Raw genomic sequence first — 25,182 nt, 5'->3', positions numbered from 1 at the left:
GCTCACCGCCTGTCCCGCCCCCCGGCCCGCCTTCCGGTCCGCCCGCCGGCGGCCTGCTCGCGGACCGGCTCGCCGGCCTACTTGTCGATGTCGCCCACCACGAAGAACAGCGACCCCAGGATCGCCACCATGTCCGCCACCAGCGTTCCCGGGAGCAGTTCGGTGAGGGCCTGGATGTTGTTGTACGAGGCGGAGCGCAGCTTCAGCCGGTACGGCGTCTTCTCGCCCTTGCTGACGAGGTAGTAGCCGTTGATGCCGAGCGGGTTCTCGGTCCAGGCGTACGTGTGGCCCTCGGGGGCCTTCAGGACCTTGGGCAGGCGCTGGTTGACCGGCCCCGGCGGCAGTCCGGCCAGCCGGTCGAGGCAGGCGTCGGCGAGGTCCAGGGCGTTGTGGGTCTGCTCCAGGAGCACCTCGAAGCGGGCGAGGCAGTCGCCCTCCTCACGGGTGACCACCTTCAGGACGTCGCCCAGCTCCCCGTACGCCAGGTACGGCTCGTCGCGGCGCAGGTCGAAGTCGACGCCCGAGGCGCGGGCGACGGGGCCGCTCACCCCGTAGGCGTGCACGGCCTTTGCGGAGAGCACGCCGACGCCGCGCGTGCGCCCGCGGAAGATCTCGTTGCCGAGGACCAGGTCGTCGAAGACGTCCATGCGCGCGCGGACGGCGGCGACGGCGGCCCTGGCGCGCGCGGTCCAGCCGGCCGGCAGGTCCTCCTTGAGGCCGCCGACCCGGTTGAACATGTAGTGGATGCGCCCGCCGGAGACCTCCTCCATGACGTGCTGGAGCTCCTCGCGCTCCCGGAAGGCGTAGAACATCGGGGTGATGCCGCCCAGCTCCAGGGGGTACGAGCCCAGGAACATCAGGTGGTTGAGGACGCGGTTGAGCTCCGCGAGCAGCGTGCGCGTCCACACCGCGCGCTCGGGCACCTCCATGCCCAGCATGCGTTCGACGGCGATCACGACGCCCAGCTCGTTCGAGAACGCGGAGAGCCAGTCGTGGCGGTTGGCCAGCACGATGATCTGGCGGTAGTCCCGTGCCTCGAAGAGCTTCTCGGCACCGCGGTGCATGTAGCCGACGATCGGTTCGGCGCGCTGGATCCGCTCGCCGTCCAGCACCAGCTTCAACCGCAGCACGCCGTGCGTGGACGGGTGCTGGGGCCCGATGTTGAGCACCATGTCGGTGCTCTCGGCGCCACCGCCGATACCGACCGTGGTCTCCGTCGTAGGACTCATGGGAACAGTCTGGCGTACGTACGCTTGCGGCATGGAGACGGGGAGCCCGGGGACCACGGGAGACACGGCGGCCGGAGCGGTGTCCGAAACCGGATCCGGAACCGCGGCCGGAACCGCATCCGGAACGGTGGCCGGAACGGCGTCCGGAGGGGTGGTCGGAGCCGCGTCCGCAGGGGTGGCCGGGCCGGAGTGGACCGGCCTGCCGCCCGGACTGCTGCGGATGCGGCGCCTGCTGCTGGTGGTGTGGCTGGTGCCGCTGACGCTCGCCGCCGCGCTGCTGCCCGGCCTGCTCGCGGGACCGGTCTGGGCGGCCTTCGCGCTGGTCCCGGCGGCCGTGCTGGCGTGGGGCTGGCCGATGCTCGGGCGCAACTGGCGGTCCTGGCGGTACGCCGAGCGCTCCGACGACCTGCTGATCAGCCGGGGCGTGCTGTGGCACGAGGAGACGGTCGTGCCGTACGGGCGGATGCAGCTCGTGGAGGTGACCTCGGGCCCCGTGGAACGGCACTTCGGGCTCGCGAGCGTGCAGCTGCACACCGCGGCCGCCGCGACGGACGCGACCATCCCCGGCCTGGACCCGCGGGAGGCGGAGCGGCTGCGGGACCGGCTCACCCAGCTGGGCGAGGCCCGATCGGCGGGGCTGTGACGACGCCCCCGGGCCCGCCGCCGGGCACCGCTCACGACATGGCCGACGCGCCCGACACAGCCGACACGCCCGATGCGCCCACCGTGCCCGACGCGGCTGACGCGCCCGACACGGCCGGCGGCCAGGCCCCGCGGGAGAACGTACGAGAGGACGCGCGGGAGGGGATACAGGGGGCGGAGGTACAGGGAGAGGACGTGCGGGAGGGCTCCGCTCTCCGGGAGCGGCGGCTGCACCCGGTCACGCCGCTGCGGCGGGCCTGGGCCCCGGTCGCCGTGGTCGCGGGCTGGGCGGTGCACGACCCCGACCAGGTGCAGCGGCAACTGGCCCGGCTCACCATGACCACGCTGCTGGTCGGACTCGCCGTCCTCGTTCCCGCGGCCGCCCTCTACGGCTTCCTGAGCTGGTGGTTCACCCACTACGCGGTGACCGACAGCGAGCTGCGCATCCGGACCGGCCTGCTGTTCCGGCGCACCGCGCACATCCGGCTCGAGCGGATCCAGGCCGTCGACGTCACCCGGCCGCTGCTGGCCCGCGTCGTGGGCGTCGCCAAGCTGCGGCTGGACGTCGTCGGGACCGACAAGAAGGACGAACTCGCGTACCTGGGCGAGGACGACGCCCAGCGGCTGCGGGCCGAACTGCTCGCCCGGGCCGCCGGTTTCGCCCCCGAGACCGCGCACGAGGTGGGCGAGGCCCCGGTCCGGCGGCTGCTGCACGTCCCGCCCGGCGTGCTCGCCGTGTCGCTGCTGCTCACCGGGGCGACCTGGGGCATGCTGATCGCCGCCGTCGTCGTGCCGCCGGTGCTGTGGTTCGCCACCCACAGCGTGTGGACGGTGCTCGCGACCGGGGTGCCGCTGCTGGGCGCGGCGGGCGCGAGCAGTGTGGGGCGGTTCGTCGGCGAGTACGACTGGACGGTGGGCGAGTCGCCGGACGGGCTGCGCATCGACCACGGGCTGCTCGACCACGCGCACGAGACGGTGCCGCCCGGCCGCGTGCAGACCGTGCGCGTCGTCGAACCGCTGCTGTGGCGCAGGCGCGGCTGGGTGCGCGTCGAACTGGACGTGGCCGGGTCCGCCAACTCCGTGCTGGTGCCGGTCGCCCCGCGCGAGGTCGCCGCATCGGTGATCGCCCGGGTGCTGCCCGGGGTGACGGTGCCCGAGGGGCTGTCGCGGCCGCCCCGCATGGCGGGCCGCTGCCTGCCGCTGTGGTGGCGCGGGCACGGCCTCGCGGTCACGGACACGGTCTTCGCGGCGCGCAGGGGGCTGCTGCGCCGCACCACGGCGCTCGTCCCGCACGCCAAGGTGCAGAGCGTACGGCTGGCGCAGGGGCCGTGGGCGCGGGTGCAGGGCCTGGCGGACGTCCATGTGGACACCGGCGCGAACAAGACGGTCACGGCCCGGCTGCGCGACGCCGCGGAGGCCGCCGACCTGCTGTACGCCCAGGCGGATCGTTCCCGCACGGGACGCCGGGAGGCACGGCCCGACCGGTGGATGGCGTAGAGGGGGCCGGCCGGCTCACGGCAGGGTCCGTGGCCTCCCCCCCGTAGGGACACGGCGGTCCCCCGGCGGAGCCGGCGGCCTCCCGGCAGGACCAGTGGCCTCCCGACGGGAACGGGCGGGCCTCCCCGGGAACGGCGGAGGGCGGTGGCGGTACGTGTGTACCGACACCGCCCTCGCGCGCGGTTCTCCGGACACGGCCGGAAGGCACCGGACCGACGCCGACACAGGTGCAGGTACCGGTACCGGCGCCCGCCTTCAGGACACCGCGCCGCGCAGTTCCTCGACGTCGATGCGCTCGGTCTCGTCGTGCTCGGTCAGGTCGATGACCTGGCCGACGTCCCGGGACCCGTCGCCCGCGGGCTTGTAGGAGGTCTCGGACTCGGCCTTGTGCACGGCGAGCGCCTCCTGGCCGACGACGTCGGCCAGGTCCTCGCTCTGCACCGAGTTCCGCACCGGATCGGCCGGCCCGGCCGGGCCGGCCGGCCCCGCGGGGGCGGCGGACTCGGCGGGACCGAGGGCCTCCGCGCTCTTCTGGGTTCCGAAGAAGTCGAAGCCGCCCTCCACCATCGGCCGCCGCGCGGGCGACGCCGGTACGACCGCCACGGCCGTCGGCACGGCGAAGTGGCCCGAGGACGCGGGCGGGACCGTCGGGGCGGGCGCGGCGGTCGCGTGCTCGTGCCCGCCGACCGCCTCGGCCTTCCCCCGCGCCTCGTCCTCCCCGGCCGCCGGAGCCTGCGCGGCGTCCGCGGAGGCGTCCTGGCCGGAGCCGTTCCGCGCGCCGGACACCGGCGAGGCGGGCGTGAAGAAGCCGCGCCCCGGTGATCCGGCCTGCGGAGACCCGGCCTGCGGGGCTCCGGGCGCCGGGGCGTCCGCCGCCGTGGGGCCCGCCTCGGGCGCGCCGGTCCCGGCCGCCGGGCCGGTCTCCCCGGCGCCCGGGGCCACCGGCCCCCGGGCCGCGGCCGTCTCCGGCTCCGTCGCCGCGGCCGGCTGCGGCCCTTCGGCCACCGCTGCGTCCGTTGCGTCCGTCTCCGCCGCGGCCTGCTCCGGTCCGTCCCCGGCGGCCGGGGCGTCGTCCACCGGCGCGGCGTCCGCGCGGCCCCCGTCCTCCACGGAACCGGAACCCGACGCTCCCGCACCGGATCCGGCCGGCGCCTCGCCCGGCGCCTCGCCCGACACCCCGGCCGTGTCCTCCGCCCCGCTCCTCGCCACGTCCGCGTCCACGGACGCGGACCCGGCCCCGGACGCGGGCTGCGCCGCCTCCGTCCTCTTCGCGCTCTCCGCGTTCTCCGCGCCCGCCTCGGTCCGCCCGGCCCGCCCGCCGGCCAGCCGGATCAGCGCCGCGTCGGCGCTCGCGTACAGCGAGGCGGTCAAGGTCGTCCGGGACTCCTCGCGGGATTCCTCGCGGGATTCCTCGCGGGATTCCTCGCGGGGTGCCGGAACGTCCGCCGACGTCCGTACGCCCGTCTCCGTCCGTACGGTGTCCTCCGCCCCTTCGGTGCCCACCGCACCGGAGGTCCCGGGGACCGTCGTCGCGTCCTCCCGGCCCGCGGCCGGTTCGGGCGCCGTCTCGATGGCGAGCTGCCGCTGGCCCTCCAGGGCGCTGGCCCGCTCCGTCTCCGCCGTCGCGTACCGCCGCAGCAGCGCCGCGTGCTCGTTGCGCAGGCCGGCCAGTTCGGTGCGCTTGGCGCGCAGCCGCTGCTCCAGCTTGGTGCGCAGCTCGCGCGACTCCTCCAGGTCGGTCTCCAGTTCGGCGACCCGCTCCTCGTAGCGCCACTCGTCGCTCGCGCGCGCCCGCGCGAGGTCCGCGACCTGCTTCCCGGCGGACGCGTCCCAGCGCCGCAGCACGATCGCGCCGACGACGGCCGTGGCCGCGGCGACCCCCGCGAGGCCGCGCAGCACCGCCGGTTCGCCGGACAACCAGGGCCCCACGGCACAGACGAGCGACACGCCCGCGATCACCGAGGGGGGCAGCAGCCGGTGCAGAGGTGGGGAATGGCGATGGCGTCCACGTGGCATGGCCAGAAACTTACCGCGCGTAGGCGAAACATGGTGCCTCGCACGGTAAAAACACAGCCGTCCCAGGGACTTCACACGTCCCGAAGAGTTCACAACGCGTCATCAAGCGCGGGAGAACCGTTTCGGCTCTCCCGTCGCTCTTCTATCGCTCCGCTCTCCCCGTCCGCGCCGAGTGCGCCGCTCTCCCCCTCTCATCCGCCTTTGACGGTCCCGCCCGCCGCCCACGGCGCCGTGAGCCGTTCACGGCTACTTCCCGATCAATCCCTTGGACTCCAGATAGTCCTTCGCGACATCGGCTTCCTTCTGCCGCTCGGCATCGACCTTGCGGTTCAGTTCCACGAGGTCGTCCGTGGTGAGCGTGTCGGTGATCCTGCCGAGCGCATCGGCGATCTCCTGGCCGCCCGCGTCCTTCGCGTTCACGACCGGAAGGATGTTGTCCGCGTTCTGCAGCTTCTTGTCGTCCTCCAGGAGCACGAGGCCGAAGCTCTTGAGCGTCGCGTCCGTGGTGGTCGTCAGCACCAGCTGGTCCGTGCCGTTCTTGACGGCCTGCTTGGACTGCGTGGTCCCGACGCCCTTGGGGTCGATCCCGGCGACGTCGATGCCGTAGGTCTTCTCCAGGCCCGGCGCGCAGAAGGGCCGCGTCTCGCATTCGTCACCGGCCGCGATCTTGACCTCGACCCCCGCCTTCCCCAGATCGGAAAGGGACTTCAGGTCGTGCTTCTCGGCGAATTCCTCGCTCACCGCGAACGCGTTCTGGTCGACCGCCTCGCCCGCGGGCAGCACCTTCAGGCCCTTCGGCTCCGCGAGCTTCTTCAGCGCCGCGACCGTCGCGTCGACATCGCTGCTCGCGACCGTCTTCGCGTCCGCGCCGTTCTCCCTCAGGTTGAGGAATTCCGCGAGCGTCGCCGCGTATTCGGGAACGACGTCGATGGCGCCCTTCTCCAGCTGCGGTTCGTAGATCTCGCGGTTCTCGACCGTCTTGACCGTGACGCTGTAACCGGCGTCGGACAGAACCTGCTTGTACAGCTCACCGAGCACTTTCGCCTCGGTGAAACCGGCCGCCCCCACGACGAGCGAGCCCTTCTTGCCGCCGTCCGCCGTGCCGGAGCCGGAACCGCCGTCCTCCAGGCTGTCCCCGCCGCACGCGGTGAGCCCGGCGGCCAGCGCGCCGGCGGCCACCGCCGCGACCGCCGCCCGACGCGTTCTGCTGTTCATCCTCGATCACCCATTCGCTTTCACTGGAACACTGGAACGCCCGGGGCGCCGCCCCGGGGAAGCCGTCGAGAAGAAGTCGTCGTCCGTCATCGCGCCGTACCGGGACGGCCGCGCATCGGGTCCAGGGCCCGCCCGGCCACCACCAGCACCGTCTCCACCAGGAGGGCGAGCACCGCCACCAGGAAGGCGCCGGCCACGACCTGGGGTGTGTTCTGCAGGTTGAACCCGGCGGTGATGATCCGCCCGAGACCGCCCTCGCCCGCCATCGCGGCCAGCGTCGCCGTGGCGACGACCTGCACGGCCGCCGACCGCAGCCCGGTCATGACCAGCGGGTACGCGAGCGGCAGCTCCACGCGCAGGAAGACCTGGCCGCCGCTCATGCCCATGCCCCGCGCGGCCTCCACCACGGATCTGTCGACCTCGCGCATGCCGATGTACGCGTTGGTCAGCAGCGGCGGCACCGCGAACAGCACCAGCGCGATCAGCGTCGGCAGGCCGCCGTGCTCGCCGAGCGGCGTGAGCGTCAGCAGCACCAGCACCGCCAGGGTGGGCACCGCCCGCCCCACGTTCGAGATGTTGATCGCGAGCGCGCCGCCCCTGCCCAGGTGCCCGAGCCACAGCGCGGCCGGCAGCGCGAGCAGGCACGCGACGGCGAGGGTCACGCCGCTGAAGTACAGGTGCTCGGCGAGCCGGTGCCACACGCCCCGCTCGCCCTGCCAGTTGGCGGACGTCGTCAGCCAGTCGTACGCCCCGGAGATCGCGTTCATGCCGCCTCCGCCGTCCTGTCCGCCGCCGTCATGCCGGCCCCGCCACCTTCTCCGCCTCCGCCTTCTCCGCCGTCGCACGGACGCGGGCGCGGCCCGCGCGCCGGGTGCGCGTCCACGGCGTCAGCAGCCGCTGCACGCCGAGCAGCAGCAGGTCCGCCGCGACCGCCAGCAGGACGCAGAGCACCGACGCGGTGAGCACCTGCGCCTTGAACGTGCTGTCCAGACCGTCGAGGATCAGCGTGCCCAGGCCGCCGTAGTCGACGATCGCGCCGACCGTCGTCAGGGCGATCGTGGAGACCGTGGCGATCCGCACGCCCGCGAGCAGGGCGGGCAGCGCGAGCGGCAGCTCGACCTCCCACAGCAGCCGCACCGGCCCGTACCCCATGCCGCGGGCCGCCTCGACGGCCTCCTCGGGGACCGCCCGCAGTCCCGCCAGGACGTTGCGCACGAGGATCGTGAGCGAGTAGAGCACCAGGCCCGTGACCACCAGCGCGGCGGACAGGCCGAACAGCGGCAGGAGCAGCGAGAACATCGCGAGCGAGGGGATCGTGTAGAGCACGGTCGTCACGCCGAGGATCGGGCCCGCCAGGCGGCGGTACCGCCGCGCCAGCAGGGCCAGCGGGAGCGCCACGGCCACCCCGATCCCGACCGCCGCCGCCGTGATGCCCACGTGCTGCAGGGTCGCGTCGACCAGCTCCTGGCTCCGGGTGCGGAGGTACTCCCCGCAGACCCAGTCGTTGGCCACCAGGCAGCTCTGCTCGCTCATCGGCCCCACCTCCCCCCGGATCGACGGCCGTATGCCGACGTACGTCTGTGATCTGCCCGACGCCTCCCGGAGATACCCGCCTGTGGACGTCCACACCGCGACGGCGTTCACTTGTCGACGACCCTAACCCCCGCCACCGACAACGGCCGGGATTCGCCCGGCGACTGAAACACTGCCGTCACACGGTGTCCGCGACCGACGGCCACAATGGGGAGCCATGATCCGGTTCGAGCACGTCACCAAGCGGTACGACGACGGCACCACGGCCGTCGACGACCTGTCCTTCGAGGTCGCCCGTGGCGAGCTCGTCACACTCGTCGGCCCGTCCGGCTGCGGCAAGACCACCACCATGAAGATGGTGAACCGGCTCATCGAACCGACCGCCGGCCGGATCCTCCTCGACGGCGACGACGTCTCCGCCGTCGACCCGGTCGAGCTGCGCCGCCGCATCGGCTACGTCATCCAGCAGGTCGGCCTCTTCCCGCACAGAACGGTCCTGGACAACACCGCGACCGTGCCGCACCTGCTCGGCGTGAAGCGCGCCAGGGCCCGCGAGCGCGCCGCGGAACTGCTCGACCTGGTCGGCCTGGACCCGGCCGTCTTCGGCGACCGCTACCCCGACCAGCTCTCCGGCGGGCAGCGCCAGCGCGTCGGCGTGGCCCGCGCGCTGGCCGCCGATCCGCCGGTGCTGCTGATGGACGAGCCGTTCGGCGCGGTCGACCCGGTCGTGCGCGAGCGTCTGCAGAACGAGTTCCTGCGGCTGCAGCAGTCCGTGCGCAAGACGGTCCTGTTCGTCACGCACGACATCGAGGAGGCCGTCCGGCTCGGCGATCGCATCGCCGTCTTCGGGCAGGGCCGCATCGAGCAGTTCGACACCCCGTCGACCGTCCTGGGCGCGCCCGCGAACGACTACGTGGCCGACTTCGTCGGCGCCGACCGGGGCCTGAAGCGCCTGTCGGTGACGCCCATCGAGCCCGGCGACCTCGAGCAGCCGCCCGTGGTGCACCTCGACGACCCGCTGCCCAAGGAGCTCGACGGACGCTGGGCCGTCGTCCTGGACGCGGACGACAACCTCCACGGCTGGGTCTCCGCCGAGCACACGCGCACACGGACCGGCACGGTGCGCGAGCACGCGCGCCGCATGGAGGCGTGGCTGCCCGTGGGGGCGTCCCTGAAGCAGGCGTTCTCGACGATGCTGCAGCACGACGCGGGCTGGATCGCCGTCGTCGACGAGACCGACCACAGCCGCTTCCTGGGCGTGCTCACCCCGGCGCGGCTGCACGAGGCCCTGCGCCGCTCGACGGCCGCGGACGCCCGTGACATCGCCCGCGCGGACGTCGACCTGGAGACGCTGGACGGGGTGGTCGGCGGCCGCTGAGACGGTACCGCGGCCCCGGCACCCCAGCGTCCCGGCACCCCAGCGTCCCGGCACCCCAGCGTCCCGACGCCCCGACGCCCCGACGCCCTGGCGTCCTGGCGTCCTGGCTGGTACGCCGGCACGCCCCCGGCCGCGGGTGGCCGGCGCACCGCCGCCCGTGCGGGACACCCCGCCCCGGCCCGCCCCCGCCCGGTCCCGGGCGGCCTTCGGCGACGGTTTCGCGCACCGAGTGAACCCGCCCGTCCGCGACACCGTCCTACAGGGCGCAATGTCACCGGATGCAGGACTGGCTCCGGTTTCGGGATCTTTCGCGGAACTACGGGATGCAATGTCTGTCGGCATGGATGGCAAGAAGTCCGCTGGGGCCCCCGGCCGTACGCGGCGGCCCGGGCGCCTCCTCCACGGCCCCCGGCCGGAGGCCGTCCCCGTCCTGGCCGCCCACGCCTGCGCGCTCGCCGGACTGCTGGACATCGCCGCCGGCGTGTTCCCGGGCCCCGGGCCCGGGCCGGGCCCCGCGTACGCGGGCGCCGGGACGCCGCCGGGCGCGCTCGGCCCGCTGTCCGCCGCCCTGTCGCTGAGCGCGGGCGTCCTCCTGCTGCTGCTCGCCCCCGGGCTGCGCCGCCGCGAGCACCGGGCGTGGCGCGCCGCCGTGGTCCTGCTTCCGGCCGGCGCGGCGGCCCAGTGCGTGTACCGCCCCTCGCCCGCCGGCCTCCTCGCGGCCGCCGTCCCGCTCGCGCTGCTCGCGCCGCCGCTGCTGCGTCACCGGGAGCGGTTCACGGCGCCGCCCGGCCGGCGCAGCCGCTGGCGCGCACTCGCCCACTTCGTCCTGATGGGCGCCGGCTCCCTCGTGCTCGGGCTGGCCGTCGCCGGCGTCCACCCGCGCCGCGGAGGCGGCGACCTCAGCCTCGCCGACCGCCTGACCCAGGTCATGTACGGCCTCGTGGGCGTGGCGGGCCCCGTGGACTACGACGGGAGCACGTCCTGGACGGTCGCCTGCTCCCTCGGCGCCCTCGGCCTGCTCACCGTGGTCACCACGCTGCACCTCGCCCTGCGTCCCGGTCCCCCGGCCGCGCGGCTGACCGGGGACGACGCGGCCCGCCTCCGGGCGCTGCTCGCCGAGCACGGCGGCCGCGACCCGTTCGGGCCCTGCGCGGCGCGGCGCGGCACGGCGGTGGTGTTCTCGCCGAGCGGCCGGGCCGCCGTCACCTACCGCGTGGTGGCCGGGGTGATGCTGGCGGACGGCGACCCGGTCGGGGACGTCGAGGCCTGGCCGGGCGCCATCGAACGGTTCATGGACGAGGCCCGGGCGCACTCCTGGACCCCCGCGGTGACGGGCTGCTCCGCCCGGGGCGGCGAGGTGTGGGCCCACGAGACCGGCCTGGACTCCAGGATCACCCCGGACACCGGAACCGGTACGGACACCGGGACCGACCCGGACACCGGGACCGGGCCGGGCCTCGTGACCGGCCCGGCCGGCATGGGAGACGCCCCGGTCCACGGGACCGCCCCGAGTCTCGGGACCGCTCCAGCCGCCGTTGAAACCGCCCCGGTTCCCGAGACCGATCCGGGTCCCGGGACCGACGCGGGGCTCGGGTCCGACCCGGCCACCACCGGATCCGGCCCGGCCCTCGGGACCGGCCCGCGCACTGGGACCGGCCCGCGCACTGGGACCGGCCCCTCCCAGGAACCGGCGGACCCAGCCTCCGAAACCCCCCGGGGCGCCCTCCCCCCGGCCCACGAAGCGCACGCGGCCGCCGCGGACATCCCGGACGTATCGAACGTCACGGACGTCAAGGAGGTCACTGACGTCACGGACGCCTCCCCGGCCGGCCGTCCCCGCGCCCCCGCGCCCCCTCCCGCCTCGACCCCCACCGTGCCGGAGCGCGGCGTCCGTACCGCGTGACCCCGTGCTCCTCCGGCCCCACCGGCTCCGGTCGCTCCGCACAGCCCCTCCCCCGTGCCGCGGAGCGGCCGGTCCACCCGCCCCCGCCCGGTACGACGGTGGCCCCCACGTACCGGGCGGGGGCGGGACGGTGCGCCCCGGCGCCCGCGGAGGCGCCGGGGGCAGCGCCTAGGCTGGACGCATGAGCAAGCAGAGCGGGCGCGGCCATGTGGCGGGCCTTCCGGCGTGGGACCGCTGCGCCGTCATGGGCGTCGTCAACGTCACCCCCGATTCCTTCTCCGACGGCGGCCGCTGGTTCGACACCACCGCCGCCGTCAAGCACGGCCTGGAACTGGTCGAGCAGGGCGCGGACCTGATCGACGTCGGCGGCGAGTCCACCCGTCCCGGCGCCACCCGCGTCGACGAGGACGAGGAGCTCAGGCGCGTCGTCCCGGTCGTCCGCGGGCTCGCCGCCGAGGGCGTGACGATCTCCGTGGACACCATGCGCGCCTCCGTCGCCGAGCAGGCCCTGGCCGCCGGCGCCGTCCTCGTCAACGACGTCAGCGGCGGCCTCGCCGACCCCGCGATGATCCCGGTCGTCGCGGACGCCGGCGCCCCCTTCGTGGTCATGCACTGGCGCGGCTTCCTGGAGGGCGCCAACATCAAGGCCTCGTACGGGGACGTCGTCTCCGAGGTCGTCGACGAGCTGCGGGCGCGCGTGGCGGCCGTCCTGGAGGGCGGCGTCGCCGCCGACCGCGTCGTCGTCGACCCCGGTCTCGGCTTCTCCAAGGGCGCCCCGGAGGACCTCGCGCTCCTGGCCCACCTGGACCGGCTGCGGCAGATGGGCCACCCGCTGCTGGTCGCCGCCTCCCGCAAGCGGTTCCTCGGGCACGTGCTGGCCGGCCCGGACGGTTCCCCGCCGCCGGCCCGGGAGCGCGACGCCGCCACCGCCGCCGTCTCCGCGCTCGCCGCCCACCACGGCGCGTGGGCGGTCCGGGTGCACGAGGTGCGGGCCACCGCCGACGCCGTCCGGGTCGCCCGGGCCGTGGAAGGAGCCAAGTGAGCGCCCCCCACACCGACGTGGAGCAGGTCGAAGCGGCCAACACCGCCTTCTACGAGGCGCTGGAGGGCGGCGACTTCGAGCGGCTGAGCTCGCTCTGGCTCACCCCCGCCGACCTCGGCGTGGACGAGGAGTACCACGACCCCGCCGACGCGGGCGTGGTCTCCTGCGTGCACCCCGGCTGGCCCGTGCTCACCGGCCGCGGCGAGGTCCTGCGCTCGTACGCGCTGATCATGGCGAACACCGAGTACATCCAGTTCTTCCTCACCGACGTGCACGTCTCGGTGACCGGGGACACCGCCCTGGTGACCTGCACCGAGAACATCCTCAGCGGCGGGCCAGCGCCCGAGGAGGGCGACGAGCTGGGTCCGCTCGTGGGCCAGCTCGTCGTCGCCACGAACGTCTTCCGCCGCACCCCGGACGGCTGGAAGCTCTGGTCCCACCACGCCTCCCCGGTCCTGGCGGAGAGCGACGAGGAGGACGGCGACGACTCGCCCGAGTGACGTACGCGCCGGGCGGGGCCCGGCCCGTCGCGGGACGGACCGGCGGGTGCGCGGGGGACGATGCACCGGGGACACGGGCCGTGGCCGGGGGCGGGTCCCCGGCCCCGGCCGCGATCTCCCCGGGACCTCACGGCGCCGTCCGGTCCCCGCCGGTCCCGCACCCCGCGGGCGGGCGCCGGCGGCGCCCGCCGGTAGATTCGTCCGCGGCCGGTGCGCCGGCCGCACCCGGGGACCCGGACCCGGGAGCCGGAACGCACCGGGAGAACACTGTCCGACGACTGCAGGAGTGATTCGCGTGGATCGTGTCGCGCTGCGCGGCCTCAGGGCCCGCGGGCACCACGGTGTCTTCCCCGAGGAACGCGAGAAGGGCCAGACCTTCGTCGTGGACCTGGCCCTCGGCCTGGACACCCGGCCCGCCGCGGCCGACGACGACCTGGCGAAGACCGTGCACTACGGCATCGTGGCGGAGGAGGTCGTGGCCGTCGTCGAGGGCGAGCCCGTCGACCTGGTCGAGACGCTCGCCGAGCGCATCGCCGCCGTGTGCCTGGGGCACGAGGGGGTACAGGAGGTCGAGGTCTGCGTGCACAAGCCGGAGGCGCCGATCACGGTCCCCTTCGACGACGTGACCGTCACCATCACCCGGAGCCGAGCATGACCTCGTTCGCCGAGGGTCCCAGCGACCCGACCGTCCAGCCGGTGCCCGCGTCCGTGGTGCGGCAGGTGGACGCCGCCGACTCCACCCTGCACGACCCGAAACGGGCCGTGCTCTCCCTCGGCTCCAACCTCGGCAACCGCCTGGAGACCCTCCAGGGCGCCGTCGACGCGCTGGAGGACACCCCCGGCGTCCGCGTGAAGGCGGTCTCCCCGGTGTACGAGACCGAGCCCTGGGGCGTCGAGCCGGGCTCCCAGCCCTCGTACTTCAACGCGGTGGTCGTGCTGAGGACCACCCTGCCGCCCGCCTCCCTGCTGGAGCGCGCGCAGGCCGTGGAGGAGGCGTTCCACCGCGTGCGCGACGAGCGCTGGGGCGCCCGCACCCTCGACGTCGACATCGTGACGTACGCCGACGAGGTCTCCGACGACCCCGTCCTGACGCTGCCCCACCCGCGCGCCCACGAGCGGGCCTTCGTCCTCGCCCCCTGGCACGACGTGGAGCCCGGGGCGCAGCTGCCCGGGCGCGGTCCCGTCGCCGCGCTCCTGGACGCCGTCACCCGCGAGGGCGTCACGGCACGCGCCGACCTGGAACTCCGGCTGCCCGAGTAGTCGTTAAGGTCGAGACGACCACCGGCCGGACGACCACGGGGACGACGGACGACCACAGGGACGACGGATGGCCGCGAGGACGACCGACGGCCGCGAGGACGACGGGCGGCCGGCCCGGGGACGGAACGCCGGGCCGACCCGTGCCGCACGAGGGGAAACGAGTGAAAGAGCTGCGCATCAGGATGCTGGCCGGCGTGTTCGTCGTCGCCGCAGTGCTGTCCTGGGCGGTCGCCCGGTTGTGGAACGCGGTGGGGACCCTGCCCAGCGTCCCCCTCGCGGCACCCGTCGTCCTGGCCCTGATCGCCGTGGTCCTGCTGGCCACCGCCCTGTCACTGCGCGCCCGGCTCAGGGCCCAGCGCGAGCGCCGCCCCGGCGCCAAGGGCGTCGACCCGCTGATGGCGGCCCGCGCGGTGGTCTTCGGGCAGGCCAGCGCCCTGGTGGCGGCCCTCGTCGCCGGCATGTACGGCGGTACGGGCGCCTTCCTGCTGGAGTCCCTGGACATCCCCGCCCGGCGCGACCAGGCCATCTACGCGGGCTTCTCCGTCCTCACGGGCCTCGCGGTGATAGGGGCGGCGCTGTTCCTGGAGCGCGTGTGCAAGCTCCCCGAGGACGACGACGACCACACGGGCGCCGCCCCGGCGGCCTGACCCCGGCGGCACCTCACGCGTACGGGCGCGCGACCGCCCCTGCCGACGCGGGTGCCCGCGGTCCGCTGCCCGTGCCGACGGGTGTCCGCGGTCCGCTCCCGTCGGCGGCCGGCGGCGGAGGGGTCAGCGGGCCATGATCAGGCTCATGGCCTCGTTGCGCGTGGCCGCGTCCCGCAGCTGGCCCCGGACCGCCGACGTGATGGTCTTCGCGCCCGGCTTGCGGATGCCACGCATGGACATGCACATGTGCTCGCACTCCACGACCACGATCACGCCGCGCGGCTCCAGGATCTCCATCAGGGAGTCGGCGACCTGTGTGGTGAGGCGCTCCTGCACCTGGGGGCGGCGGGCGTACACGTCCACGAGCCGGGCCAGCTTGGACAGACCCGTGATCTTCCCGTTGGCGGACGGGATGTAGCCGACGTGCGCGACGCCCCGGAACGGCACGAGGTGGTGCTCGCAGGTCGAGAACACCTCGATGTCCTTCACCAGGACCATCTCGTCGTGACCCAGGTCGAACGTCGTCGTCAGCACGTCCTCGGGCTGCTGCCACAGCCCCGCGAAGATCTCCCGGTACGCGCGGGCGACGCGGGCCGGGGTCTCGCGCAGGCCCTCGCGGTCCGGGTCCTCGCCCACCGCGATGAGCAGCTCGCGCACGGCGTTCTCGGCCCGCTTCTCGTCGAACTCGCCGATCGGGCCCTCGCCGTCCAGCGTCACGGCGTCGGTCATCTGGTGCCTCGTTCCTGAGCCTGCGACGCGTACGGATCCACGCGTCTCATGTCCGGGCATACGAAATGCCGCGTTCCCCAAGGCTAGAACCTGGGGAACGCGGCATTCATTCCGGGCCGCGCACCGCGCGGGGGCCGGGGTCAGCTCTCGGGACGCTCCTCGGGAGACTTCTCGAGCGACTGTCCTGGCTGGTCCGCGGAGGCGCCGGTGATCGCCGGGGCCGAGCCGTTCGCCCCGTTCGTCAGCGACAGCTCCTTGGGGGAGAGCACCGGCGGGCGGGTGGACGGCGTGCGCCGGGAGGAACCGGTCCACGCGGGGCGGGCCGGGCGCTTCACGATGGGGGCGAAGATCTCGGCGATCTCCTCCTTGCCCAGCGTCTCCTTCTCCAGCAGCGCCAGGACCAGGTTGTCGAGGACGTCGCGGTTCTCGACCAGGATCTCCCAGGCCTCGTTGTGCGCGTTCTCGATGAGCTTCTTGACTTCCTCGTCGACGAGCGCGGCGACCTCTTCCGAGTAGTCGCGCTGGTGCGCCATCTCCCGGCCGAGGAACGGCTCGGTGTTGTCGCCGCCGAACTTGATCGCGCCGAGCCGCTCGGTCATGCCGTACTGCGTGACCATGGCCCGCGCGGTCGCGGTCGCCTTCTCGATGTCGTTGGCCGCACCGGTGGTCGGGTCGTGGAAGACCAGCTCCTCGGCCGCGCGGCCGCCCAGCATGTACGCGAGCTGGTCCAGCATCTCGTTGCGCGTCGTGGAGTACTTGTCCTCGTCCGGCAGCACCATCGTGTAGCCGAGCGCACGTCCTCTGGAGAGGATCGTGATCTTGTGGACCGGGTCGGAGTTCGGCGAGGCCGCCGCGACCAGGGCGTGACCGCCCTCGTGGTACGCGGTGATCTTCTTCTCCTTGTCCGACATGATCCGGGTCCGCTTCTGCGGGCCCGCGACCACGCGGTCGATCGCCTCGTCCAGCATCTTGTTGTCGATCAGCTTCTTGTCGCTGCGGGCGGTCAGCAGGGCCGCCTCGTTCAGCACGTTCGACAGATCGGCACCGGTGAAGCCGGGGGTGCGGCGGGCGACGGCCGACAGGTCGACGTCCGGCGCGACCGGCTTGCCCTTCTGGTGGACCTTGAGGATCTCCAGACGGCCCTGCATGTCCGGGCGGTCGACCGCGATCTGGCGGTCGAAGCGGCCGGGACGCAGCAGCGCCGGGTCGAGGATGTCGGGCCGGTTCGTGGCGGCGATCAGGATGACGCCGCCCTTCACGTCGAAGCCGTCCATCTCGACGAGCAGCTGGTTCAGGGTCTGCTCGCGCTCGTCGTGACCGCCGCCGAGGCCCGCGCCGCGGTGCCGGCCGACGGCGTCGATCTCGTCGACGAAGACGATCGCCGGGGCGTTCGCCTTGGCCTGCTCGAACAGGTCGCGCACCCGGGAGGCGCCGACACCGACGAACATCTCGACGAAGTCGGAACCGGAGATCGAGTAGAACGGCACGCCCGCCTCGCCCGCGACGGCGCGCGCGAGCAGCGTCTTGCCCGTACCGGGCGGGCCGTACAGCAGCACGCCCTTGGGGATCTTGGCGCCGACGGCCTGGAACTTCGCCGGCTCCTGCAGGAACTCCTTGATCTCGTGGAGCTCCTCGACCGCCTCGTCCGAGCCCGCCACGTCGGCGAACGTCGTCTTCGGGGTGTCCTTGGTGATGAGCTTCGCCTTCGACTTCCCGAAGTTCATGACCCGGGAGCCGCCGCCCTGCATCTGGTTCATCAGGAACAGGAAGACGACGACGATGAGGACGAAGGGGAGCAGCGACAGCAGGATGCCGACGAACGCGTTCTGCTTGGTCGGCGAGACCGTGTAGCCGTCGGTGATCTGCTTGTTCTGGTACTTCTCCTGAAGCGTGGTCGCCAGCGCCACGCCCTGGTCGCCGATGTAGCTCGCCTGGATCTTCGAGCTGCCCTCGACCTTCTGGCCATCCTTGAGCTCGACCTTGACGGTCTGCTCGTCGCCGGTGGTGAGCTTGGCCGACTTGACCCGGTCCTCATTGATCGCCTGGACGACCTGGCCGGTGTCCACCGTCTTGTAGCCGCCGGACGAGCCGACGACCTGCATCAACACGACCACGGCAAGGACGGCCAGCACGATCCACATGACCGGCCCACGGAAGTATCGCTTCACGTCCATCCACACGGAGCGGTGCCGCCCCGTCCCTCCTGCCATAGTGAGTTTGATAAGACTGTTCTTCGGACGGTACCCCAGCATTGTCACCCGAAGCCGCGCGGTACGGCTGACAAACCGTCTCGCATGCTCCAACGGCGCGACACCCGCCGAGGTTCCCGGACGTCCCCCGGACGTCCCGCGGCCCGTCCGGGACCGCGGGGAGAACCGTCAGCCGCCGTACACGTGGGGCGCGAGCGTCCCGACGAACGGCAGGTTGCGGTACTTCTCGGCGTAGTCGAGGCCGTAGCCGACGACGAACTCGTTCGGGATGTCGAAACCGACCCACTCCACGTCGATCGCGACCTTGGCCGCCTCCGGCTTGCGCAGCAGCGTGCACACCTTGAGGGAGGCGGGCTCGCGCGAGCCGAGGTTGGAGATCAGCCAGGACAGGGTCAGTCCCGAGTCGATGATGTCCTCGACGATCAGGACGTGCTTGCCCTTGATGTCGGTGTCGAGGTCCTTGAGGATCCGCACCACTCCGGAGGACTGGGTGCCCGCCCCGTACGAGGACACGGCCATCCAGTCCATGGTGACGGGGGTGGACAGCGCGCGCGCCAGGTCCGCCATGACCATCACCGCGCCCTTGAGGACTCCGACGATCAGCAGGTCCTTGCCCGCGTACTCCGCGTCGATCTTCGCCGCCAGCTCGGCCAGCTTCGCGTCGATCTCTTCCTTGGTGATGAGCACCGACTTCAGGTCGGTGCCCATGTCTTTCGCGTCCACCCGCATCACTTTCGGTAGTCCCGCACTTCCGGCCCGCTCGCCCCGGGGACACCGGGGCCGCCGTCGGCGGCCGGTGGTGCCCGGCCGCGCGTACCGCACGGCCCTCGGCGCGCCGTCGCTGCCGGCGGCGACACGTCCCTGTGGTTCACGGGCGCGGCTGACAGGTGCTCCCCGCGGGGAACGCCGACGCCCCCGCGGGGGCGTCCGTCAGCCTTGCCGAATCACCAGTTTGCCACCCTGCCGCTGGGCGACGACTTTGCCCGGGAGGTTGATGCCCCCCTGACCGCGCCAGCCGGTGATCAGCCGGTCGATCTCCTCGATGTGGCGGGCGAACAGGGACCCGGCGGGCGCACCGGCCTCGATGGCGGCGCGCCGCAGGACGCGGCGGCGCACGGCGGGCGGCAGGGCGAAGAGCTTCGTGCACTCCAGCAGGCCCGAGTCGTCGCGCACGGACTCGCCGGCCCGGCTCGCCCAGGCGTCGAGGGCGTCGGCGTCGTCGCGGGACAGCTGCGCCGTCCGGGCGAGGGCCTCGACGACACCCTTGCCGAGCGCCTTCTCCAGCGCGGGGAGGCCCTCCTGGCGGAGCCTCGACCTCGTGTACGCCGGGTCGGCGTTGTGCGGGTCGTCCCAGACGGGGAGGGACTGGGCCATGCAGGCCTTGCGGGCGGTCTGCCGGTCGAGCTGCAGGAAGGGGCGGCGGTAGCGGCCGCCGGAGCCCGAGACCTCGGCCATGCCGGACAGCGAGCGGATGCCGGAGCCGCGGGCGAGGCCGAGCAGGACGGTCTCGGCCTGGTCGTCGCGGGTGTGGCCGAGGAGGACGGCGGCGGCGCCGTGGCGCTCCGCGACGGCGTCCAGGGCGGCGTAGCGGGCGTCCCGCGCGGCGGCCTCGGGGCCGCCCTCGCGGCCCACGCTCACCGCGACGGACTCGACGGGGCCGAGGCCGAGGCCGGTGAGGCGGTGGACGACCTCGGCGGCGCGCAGGTCGGAGCCGGGCTGCAGGCCGTGGTCGACGGTGACGCCGCCGGCCCGGACGCCGAGCTTGGGGGCCTCGAAGGCGAGGGCCGAGGCGAGCGCCATGGAGTCGGCGCCGCCGGAGCAGGCGACCAGGACGAGCGGCGCCGTGGCCCGTCCGGGCGGGCCTCCGCCCGGCGAGAGCCGCTCGGGCGCGTGGTCGTTCAGTACGTCGTGGAGTACGCGGCGAACCGCCAGGCGTATCGCCGCGACCGCAGGATGGGGACCCATGTCCGGTTCCCTTCATGAAGTTGTCGGGGGTGTGAGCCCGAAAGCCTGTCACGCAGAGTGTGTAGATCGTGACAGAGCCGAGCCGTTCCCCGAGCATTGCACGCCTACTCCGGGCTCACGGTCCCTCGGACGGGTGATAGCGGAAGCTCGAGCCTGCCGTCGGCCGTTTTCGCCTCACGCCTCGGGCTTGCGGTGCACCCGTGCGATCCACTCCGCGGGAGCGGCGATCTCCGCCTTGGTGGGCAGGGTGTTGGGCGAGGTCCAGACGCGGTTGAAGCCCTCCATCCCGACCTGCTCGACGACCGCCCGCACGAACCGCTCGCCGTCCCGGTACTGGCGCAGCTTGGCGTCCAGGCCGAGCAGCTTGCGCAGGGCCGTGTCGAGGCGCGAGGCGCCCTTCGCGCGGCGCTGCTGGAACTTCTCGCGGATCTCCTCCACGGAGGGCACGACATCGGGTCCGACGCCGTCCATCACGAAGTCGGCGTGGCCCTCCAGCAGGGACATCACGGCCGTCAGGCGGCCGAGCACCTCCCGCTGCGCGGGCGTCTGCACGAGCTCCACGATCGAGCGGCCGCCCTCGTCGCCCTCCTCGCCCTCGGGACGGCCCCCGGCCAGGGACTGGGCGGCCTCCCGGATCCGCTCCAGGATCGTCATGGGGTCGACATCCGTCTCCTCCAAGAAAGACTGGATTTCGCCCTCCAGATGGTCCCGCAGCCACGGCACCGCGGTGAACTGCGTGCGGTGCGTCTCCTCGTGCAGGCAGACCCAGAGCCGGAAGTCGTGCGGCTGCACGTCGAGCTCACGCTCGACGTGCACGATGTTCGGGGCGACGAGCAGCAGCCGGCCGCCGCCGTTCGCGCCCGCGGGCAGGTCCCGGGTGGCCGGGGCGAAGGTCTCGTACTGCCCCAGCACCCTGGAGGCCAGGAACGACAGCAGCATGCCCAGCTCCACGCCGGTGACCTTGCCGCCGACGGCGCCCAGGACGGCCCCGCCGGGGGTGCTGCCGCGCCGTTCCTGCATCTTCTCCAGCAGGGGCCGGAGGACCTCCCGGAACCCGGCGACGTTGGCCCGCACCCAGCCGGGGCGGTCGACGACGAGGACGGGCGTGTCGTGGGCCTCGTCGGTGCCGAGGCCGGTGAAGCCGCGGACGTGCCGCTCCGACGCCTTGGCGTGCCTGCGCAGCTCGGCGACGACGGCACGGGCCTCGTCGCGGCTCACCTCGGGTCCCGGACGCACGAGCCGGGTCGCGGTCGCCACCGCGAGATTCCAGTCGACCATCTCCGCACCACCGATGCTCGTCATGCGTCAACCGTACGGGAGCGGATCGCCGTGTGGTGAGGGCTGCGTGGCCGGGGTTGCCCCCGATCGCGCCCCGCGGCGGCCCCGCCGCACCCCCGCCCCGGATGCCGCGTCCCCTTCCGGAGCCTACGCGCAGCCGCAGTCGGCGAGCGAGGAGGCGGCGTGGTCCAGGCCCCGCTGGGCGGCGGCGGGGTCGCCGGGCGGGTTCGACGACGTCAGGAAGGCGAAGGCGAGCAGGCGGCCGTCGCGGTCGACGACGGTGCCCGCGAGGGTGTGGACGCCGGTGAGGGTGCCGGTCTTGGCGCGGACCACCCCGGTGCCCGGCTGGCCGTCGTAGCGGCTGCTGAGGGTGCCGGTGAAGCCCGCCACGGGCAGGCCCGTCAGGACGGGGCGCAGCTCCGGGCGCCCGGCGGCGCCCGCCTCGGCGAGCAGGGCGGTGAGCAGGTCCGCGGTCATCCGGTCGGCCCGGTCCAGGCCGCTGCCGTCGGCGAACTTCACGCCCTTGAGCGGCAGGTCCAGCTTCTTCAGCTGCTTGCGGATCGCGGCCGCGCCGCCCTTGAAGCTCGCCGGTTCGCCGGAAGCGAGCGCGGTCTGGCGGGCCAGGGCCTCGGCGATGTCGTTGTCGCTGTTGGTCAGCATCCGCTCGACCAGGGCCGACAGGGGCGGCGACTGGACCGAGGCGAGGGTCTTCGCGTCGTCGTCCGCCTCGGCGGCCTTCGGCTCCGTGGTCTCGACGCCCCGGTCGCGGAGCAGGTCCGCGAAGGTGCGGGCGGCGTCGGCGGCCGGGTCCGTGCCGCGCGGCGCCGGGCCGCTGGAGGAGTCGTCGGTGCGGGCCTCGTCGGCCATCAGCGCGGTGACGGGGGCGAGGTTCTCGTTGGGGCCGATGGGGTGCCGGTCGGAGCCCTTGTACAGCGAGACGTCGTACGCCAGCCTCACCTTGCCGCCCTTGCCCTTCTTGCCGCCCCTGCCGTCCTTCAGGGCGCGGGCCGTCCGGTCGGCCAGCTTGCGCAGGCTGGCGTTGCCGTCGGCGTCCTCGCGGGCGGTCAGGGTCGGGTCGCCGCCGCCGACGAGCACCAGCTCCCCGGTGCCGGGCTCGTACACCGCGCGGGTCCTGATCCGGTGGTCGGCGCCCATCGCGGTGAGCGCGGCGGCGGCCGTGGCGATCTTCGTGGTGGACGCGGGGGTGAGGGCCTTGCCCGCGTCCCTGCCGTACAGCCGCCTCCCGGTGGCGACGTCGACGACGGCGCCGGTGCGCGAGGTGCCGAGCGCGGAGTCGTCGAGCAGCGGGTCCAGGACGTCGGCGAGGCCGTCGCCGGTGGGTGTGGGCGCGGAGCGGGCGGCCGCGAGGACGGGCCCGGCGCTGGGCGCGGGCGCGGGCTGCTTTCCGGACACACCGGGCACCGATCCGTGATCTGCGCCACCCGCGAGCTCCCCCGATGCGGCCCGCTCCCGCTCCGCCGTACGCTGACCGGAGGAGTCCCAGGGCCCGGCGGCGGTCACCACTCCGGCGGCCAGCGCCAGTCCGGCGGTCGCGGCGACCGTCGCGTACTGCCAGGCCGTCGGCTTCGTGACCCGTGCGACCTGCGGTTTCACCAGCTCCACGGTCCGCGCGAGACGCGGCCGCGCGGCTCGTGCGAACCGCTCGACGTGCGGTTTCGCGGCCTGCCACGCCCTCAGCTCTGGCACGACCACCAGCCCCTTTCGCGATCACACACCTGCGTGAGGGACACTTAACCACCCGACGTATGCGCTGATCATGGAGGAGCCACCGGTGGAGTTCGACGTCACGATCGAGATTCCGAAGGGTTCGCGGAACAAGTACGAGGTGGACCACGAGACCGGTCGGATCCGCCTGGACCGTCGACTCTTCACCTCGACCGCCTACCCGACCGACTACGGCTTCGTCGAGAACACCCTCGGCGAGGACGGCGACCCGCTGGACGCGCTGGTCATCCTGGAGGAGCCGACCTTCCCCGGCTGCCTGATCACCTGCCGCGCCATCGGCATGTTCCGGATGACCGACGAGGCCGGCGGCGACGACAAGCTGCTGTGCGTGCCGGCGACGGACCCGCGCGTGGAGCACCTGCGCGACATCCACCACGTGTCGGAGTTCGACCGCCTGGAGATCCAGCACTTCTTCGAGGTCTACAAGGACCTGGAGCCCGGCAAGTCCGTCGAGGGCGCCGACTGGGTGGGCCGCGCCGAGGCCGAGGCCGAGATCGAGAAGTCGTACAAGCGCTTCAAGGAGCAGGGCGGCCACTGACCCCCGTGCCCCGAACGGGCCGCGCGCTCCCACCGGGGCGCGTGGCCCGTTTGCGTTCCCGCCCGCCTTCCCGTGCGCATACTGGGGCGAACGCGAGGTACGTACGGGGTTCAGGCACACGTACAAGAGGCGAGGCGGGGACAGGTGGCGGACCCGGAGGTTGAGGACCGCAAGCCGCAGTCCGACGAGGCACGGAGCGCCTTCGGCAGGCCTGCGGGCGTGACGGCGCAGGCCGTCGCGGTGGAGGACGAGTCGTCGACGACGTCGGAGTTCGCGATCCCGAAGGGACTCGACGTCCCGGCGGCGCCGGCGGCCGAGCCGGAGGGGTCGGCGTTCAGCACACCGCGCACCTACAGCGCGAAGCAGGCGCCGCCCGCGTTCACGCCGCCGGACGGCATACCGGCGCTCCGGCTGACCAAGGAGCTGCCCTGGCAGGACCGGATGCGCACGATGCTGCGCATGCCGGTGGCCGAGCGGCCCGCGCCGGAGCCGGTGCAGAAGGCGGCGGACGAGGCGGGCCCCGCGATCCCGCGCGTCCTGGACCTGACGCTGCGCATCGGGGAGCTGCTGCTCGCGGGCGGCGAGAACGCCGAGGACGTGGAGGCGGCGATGTTCGCCGTCTGCCGCTCCTACGGCCTCGACCGCTGCGAGCCGAACGTCACCTTCACCCTGTTGTCGATCTCCCACCAGCCCTCGCTGGTCGAGGACCCGGTCACGGCGTCGCGCACGGTGCGCCGACGCGGCACCGACTACACGCGCCTGTCGGCGGTGTACCAGCTGGTCGACGACCTCAGCGACCCGGAGACCTCGATCTCCCTGGAGGAGGCCTACCGGCGGCTCGCGGAGATCCGCCGCAACCGCCACCCGTACCCCGGCTGGGCGCTGACGCTGTCCGCCGGGCTGCTGGCGGGCGCGGCCTCCGTACTCGTCGGCGGCGGCGTGGTCGTCTTCGTCGCGGCGGCGCTCGGCGCGATGCTCGGCGACCGGCTGGCGTGGCTGGCCGCGGGCCGCGGACTGCCGGAGTTCTACCAGTTCACGGTGGCCGCGATGCCGCCGGCGGCGATCGGCATCACGCTCACCCTGGCGCACGTGGACGTGAAGGCGTCCGCCGTGATCACCGGTGGGCTGTTCGCGCTGCTGCCGGGACGGGCGCTGGTCGCGGGCGTCCAGGACGGCCTGACCGGCTTCTACATCACCGCGGCGGCCCGGCTCCTGGAGGTCATGTACTTCTTCATCGGCATCGTCGTCGGGGTGCTGGTGATCCTGTACTTCGGCGTGAAGCTGGGCGCGCAGCTCAACCCGGACGCGGCGCTGGGCACGGGCGACCGCCCGCTGTACCAGATCGGCGCGGGCATGCTGCTGTCGCTCACCTTCGCGATCCTGCTCCAGCAGGAACGTTCCACGGTGCTGTGGGTGACGGCGAACGGCGGTGTCGCGTCGACGGTGTACGGCGCCATGCACAACGTCGGCGGCATCTCGCCGGTCGCCTCGACGGCGGTCGCGGCGGGCCTGGTGGGCCTGTTCGGACAGCTGCTGTCGCGCTACCGGTTCACCTCGGCGCTGCCGTACACGACGGCCGCGATCGGTCCCCTGCTGCCCGGTTCGGCGACGTACTTCGGGCTGCTGGCGATAGCGCAGAACGACGTCGACCGGGGTCTGGTGTCGCTCTCCAAGGCCGCCGCCCTGGCGATGGCGATCGCCATCGGCGTGAACCTCGGCTCGGAGATCTCCCGGCTGTTCCTGCGGGTCCCGGGCGCGGGCAACCGCCGGGCGGCGAAGCGGACGCGCGGCTTCTAGGCGCGTGGGACGGAACGCGTGCGGCGCGGCACCCCTTCCGGGTGCCGCGCCGCACGC

The 25,182-nt window shown here is 73.7% G+C and carries 22 protein-coding genes; 11 read left to right on the top strand and 11 right to left on the bottom strand.

Features of this window, described 5'->3' with window-relative positions; all coding sequences use genetic code 11:
• Positions 1–77: 77 nt before the first annotated feature.
• Positions 78–1,229, bottom strand: coding sequence for an NADH-quinone oxidoreductase subunit D (locus IE271_RS29125; RefSeq protein ID WP_190193451.1), 1,152 nt, complete (start codon positions 1,227–1,229; stop codon positions 78–80).
• Positions 1,230–1,260: 31 nt separating this feature from the next.
• Between IE271_RS29125 and IE271_RS29120 the strand changes: the two genes are divergently transcribed.
• Entirely contained in the window at positions 1,261–1,872 is a 612-nt protein-coding gene (locus tag IE271_RS29120) for a PH domain-containing protein (RefSeq protein WP_190193450.1), read from the top strand.
• A 38-nt stretch (positions 1,873–1,910) separates the two neighbouring features.
• Positions 1,911–3,368, top strand: coding sequence for a PH domain-containing protein (locus IE271_RS29115; RefSeq protein WP_190193449.1), 1,458 nt, complete (start codon positions 1,911–1,913; stop codon positions 3,366–3,368).
• Positions 3,369–3,623: 255 nt separating this feature from the next.
• On the opposite strand, the gene IE271_RS29110 is transcribed toward IE271_RS29115, so the two are convergent.
• The 4 genes from IE271_RS29110 to IE271_RS29095 form a co-directional block, all read right to left on the bottom strand.
• Complete coding sequence (locus IE271_RS29110) at positions 3,624–5,384, bottom strand: coiled-coil domain-containing protein (protein WP_190193448.1); 1,761 nt, start codon at positions 5,382–5,384, stop codon at positions 3,624–3,626.
• Positions 5,385–5,630: 246 nt separating this feature from the next.
• Positions 5,631–6,599, bottom strand: coding sequence for an ABC transporter substrate-binding protein (locus tag IE271_RS29105; protein ID WP_190193447.1), 969 nt, complete (start codon positions 6,597–6,599; stop codon positions 5,631–5,633).
• Positions 6,600–6,685: 86 nt separating this feature from the next.
• On the bottom strand, positions 6,686–7,366 hold the full coding sequence (locus IE271_RS29100; RefSeq protein ID WP_190193446.1) for an ABC transporter permease: 681 nt from the start codon (positions 7,364–7,366) through the stop codon (positions 6,686–6,688).
• Positions 7,367–7,394: 28 nt separating this feature from the next.
• On the bottom strand, positions 7,395–8,132 hold the full coding sequence (locus tag IE271_RS29095; RefSeq protein WP_190193445.1) for an ABC transporter permease: 738 nt from the start codon (positions 8,130–8,132) through the stop codon (positions 7,395–7,397).
• A 217-nt stretch (positions 8,133–8,349) separates the two neighbouring features.
• Here IE271_RS29095 and IE271_RS29090 point away from each other — a divergent pair, with 217 nt between their 5' ends.
• From IE271_RS29090 to IE271_RS29060, 7 genes are all read left to right on the top strand, one after another.
• Positions 8,350–9,510, top strand: a complete 1,161-nt coding sequence (locus tag IE271_RS29090; protein ID WP_190193444.1) for an ABC transporter ATP-binding protein — start codon at positions 8,350–8,352, stop codon at positions 9,508–9,510.
• 340 nt (positions 9,511–9,850) lie between these two features.
• Positions 9,851–11,413, top strand: a complete 1,563-nt coding sequence (locus tag IE271_RS29085; protein WP_229919623.1) for a phosphatidylglycerol lysyltransferase domain-containing protein — start codon at positions 9,851–9,853, stop codon at positions 11,411–11,413.
• Between the two features lie 181 nt (positions 11,414–11,594).
• Positions 11,595–12,455, top strand: a complete 861-nt coding sequence (folP, locus tag IE271_RS29080) for a dihydropteroate synthase (RefSeq protein WP_190193443.1) — start codon at positions 11,595–11,597, stop codon at positions 12,453–12,455.
• A complete protein-coding gene (locus IE271_RS29075) occupies positions 12,452–12,955 on the top strand; it encodes a nuclear transport factor 2 family protein (RefSeq protein ID WP_190193442.1) in 504 nt (167 codons plus the stop codon). The genes folP and IE271_RS29075 overlap by 4 nt, the downstream gene beginning before the upstream one ends.
• A 295-nt stretch (positions 12,956–13,250) precedes the next feature.
• A complete protein-coding gene (gene folB / locus IE271_RS29070; protein ID WP_190193441.1) occupies positions 13,251–13,610 on the top strand; it encodes a dihydroneopterin aldolase in 360 nt (119 codons plus the stop codon).
• Positions 13,607–14,215, top strand: a complete 609-nt coding sequence (gene folK / locus IE271_RS29065) for a 2-amino-4-hydroxy-6-hydroxymethyldihydropteridine diphosphokinase (RefSeq protein ID WP_190193440.1) — start codon at positions 13,607–13,609, stop codon at positions 14,213–14,215. The genes folB and folK overlap by 4 nt, the downstream gene beginning before the upstream one ends.
• Before the next feature lie 161 nt (positions 14,216–14,376).
• The gene (locus IE271_RS29060; protein WP_190193439.1) at positions 14,377–14,862 is read left to right on the top strand and encodes a DUF3180 domain-containing protein; all 486 of its coding nucleotides are present in this window, start codon (positions 14,377–14,379) and stop codon (positions 14,860–14,862) included.
• Between the two features lie 123 nt (positions 14,863–14,985).
• On the opposite strand, the gene folE is transcribed toward IE271_RS29060, so the two are convergent.
• The 6 genes from folE to dacB form a co-directional block, all read right to left on the bottom strand.
• On the bottom strand, positions 14,986–15,591 hold the full coding sequence (folE, locus tag IE271_RS29055) for a GTP cyclohydrolase I FolE (RefSeq protein WP_190193438.1): 606 nt from the start codon (positions 15,589–15,591) through the stop codon (positions 14,986–14,988).
• A 140-nt stretch (positions 15,592–15,731) separates the two neighbouring features.
• The gene (gene ftsH / locus IE271_RS29050; RefSeq protein ID WP_190193437.1) at positions 15,732–17,765 is read right to left on the bottom strand and encodes an ATP-dependent zinc metalloprotease FtsH; all 2,034 of its coding nucleotides are present in this window, start codon (positions 17,763–17,765) and stop codon (positions 15,732–15,734) included.
• Between the two features lie 204 nt (positions 17,766–17,969).
• A complete protein-coding gene (gene hpt, locus IE271_RS29045; protein ID WP_190193491.1) occupies positions 17,970–18,530 on the bottom strand; it encodes a hypoxanthine phosphoribosyltransferase in 561 nt (186 codons plus the stop codon).
• Between the two features lie 201 nt (positions 18,531–18,731).
• Complete coding sequence (tilS, locus tag IE271_RS29040) at positions 18,732–19,766, bottom strand: tRNA lysidine(34) synthetase TilS (RefSeq protein WP_190193436.1); 1,035 nt, start codon at positions 19,764–19,766, stop codon at positions 18,732–18,734.
• Positions 19,767–19,940: 174 nt separating this feature from the next.
• Complete coding sequence (locus IE271_RS29035) at positions 19,941–21,068, bottom strand: Rv3626c family coenzyme F420 biosynthesis-associated protein (protein WP_190193435.1); 1,128 nt, start codon at positions 21,066–21,068, stop codon at positions 19,941–19,943.
• 123 nt (positions 21,069–21,191) lie between these two features.
• Positions 21,192–22,757: a D-alanyl-D-alanine carboxypeptidase/D-alanyl-D-alanine endopeptidase gene (gene dacB, locus IE271_RS29030; RefSeq protein ID WP_190193434.1), complete on the bottom strand. Its 1,566-nt coding sequence runs from the start codon at positions 22,755–22,757 to the stop codon at positions 21,192–21,194.
• 79 nt (positions 22,758–22,836) lie between these two features.
• Here dacB and IE271_RS29025 point away from each other — a divergent pair, with 79 nt between their 5' ends.
• Together IE271_RS29025 and IE271_RS29020 are read left to right on the top strand one after the other, a co-directional pair.
• Positions 22,837–23,328: an inorganic diphosphatase gene (locus tag IE271_RS29025; protein ID WP_190193490.1), complete on the top strand. Its 492-nt coding sequence runs from the start codon at positions 22,837–22,839 to the stop codon at positions 23,326–23,328.
• A gap of 144 nt (positions 23,329–23,472) precedes the next feature.
• A complete protein-coding gene (locus tag IE271_RS29020) occupies positions 23,473–25,125 on the top strand; it encodes a threonine/serine exporter family protein (RefSeq protein WP_190193433.1) in 1,653 nt (550 codons plus the stop codon).
• Positions 25,126–25,182: the final 57 nt, after the last annotated feature.

Origin of the sequence: Streptomyces minutiscleroticus, from assembly GCF_014650875.1 — a bacterium.
GTDB lineage: Bacteria > Actinomycetota > Actinomycetes > Streptomycetales > Streptomycetaceae > Streptomyces > Streptomyces minutiscleroticus.
The sequence above is the reverse complement of the archived record's forward strand: the minus strand, read 5'-3'. Positions and strand labels throughout refer to the sequence as shown.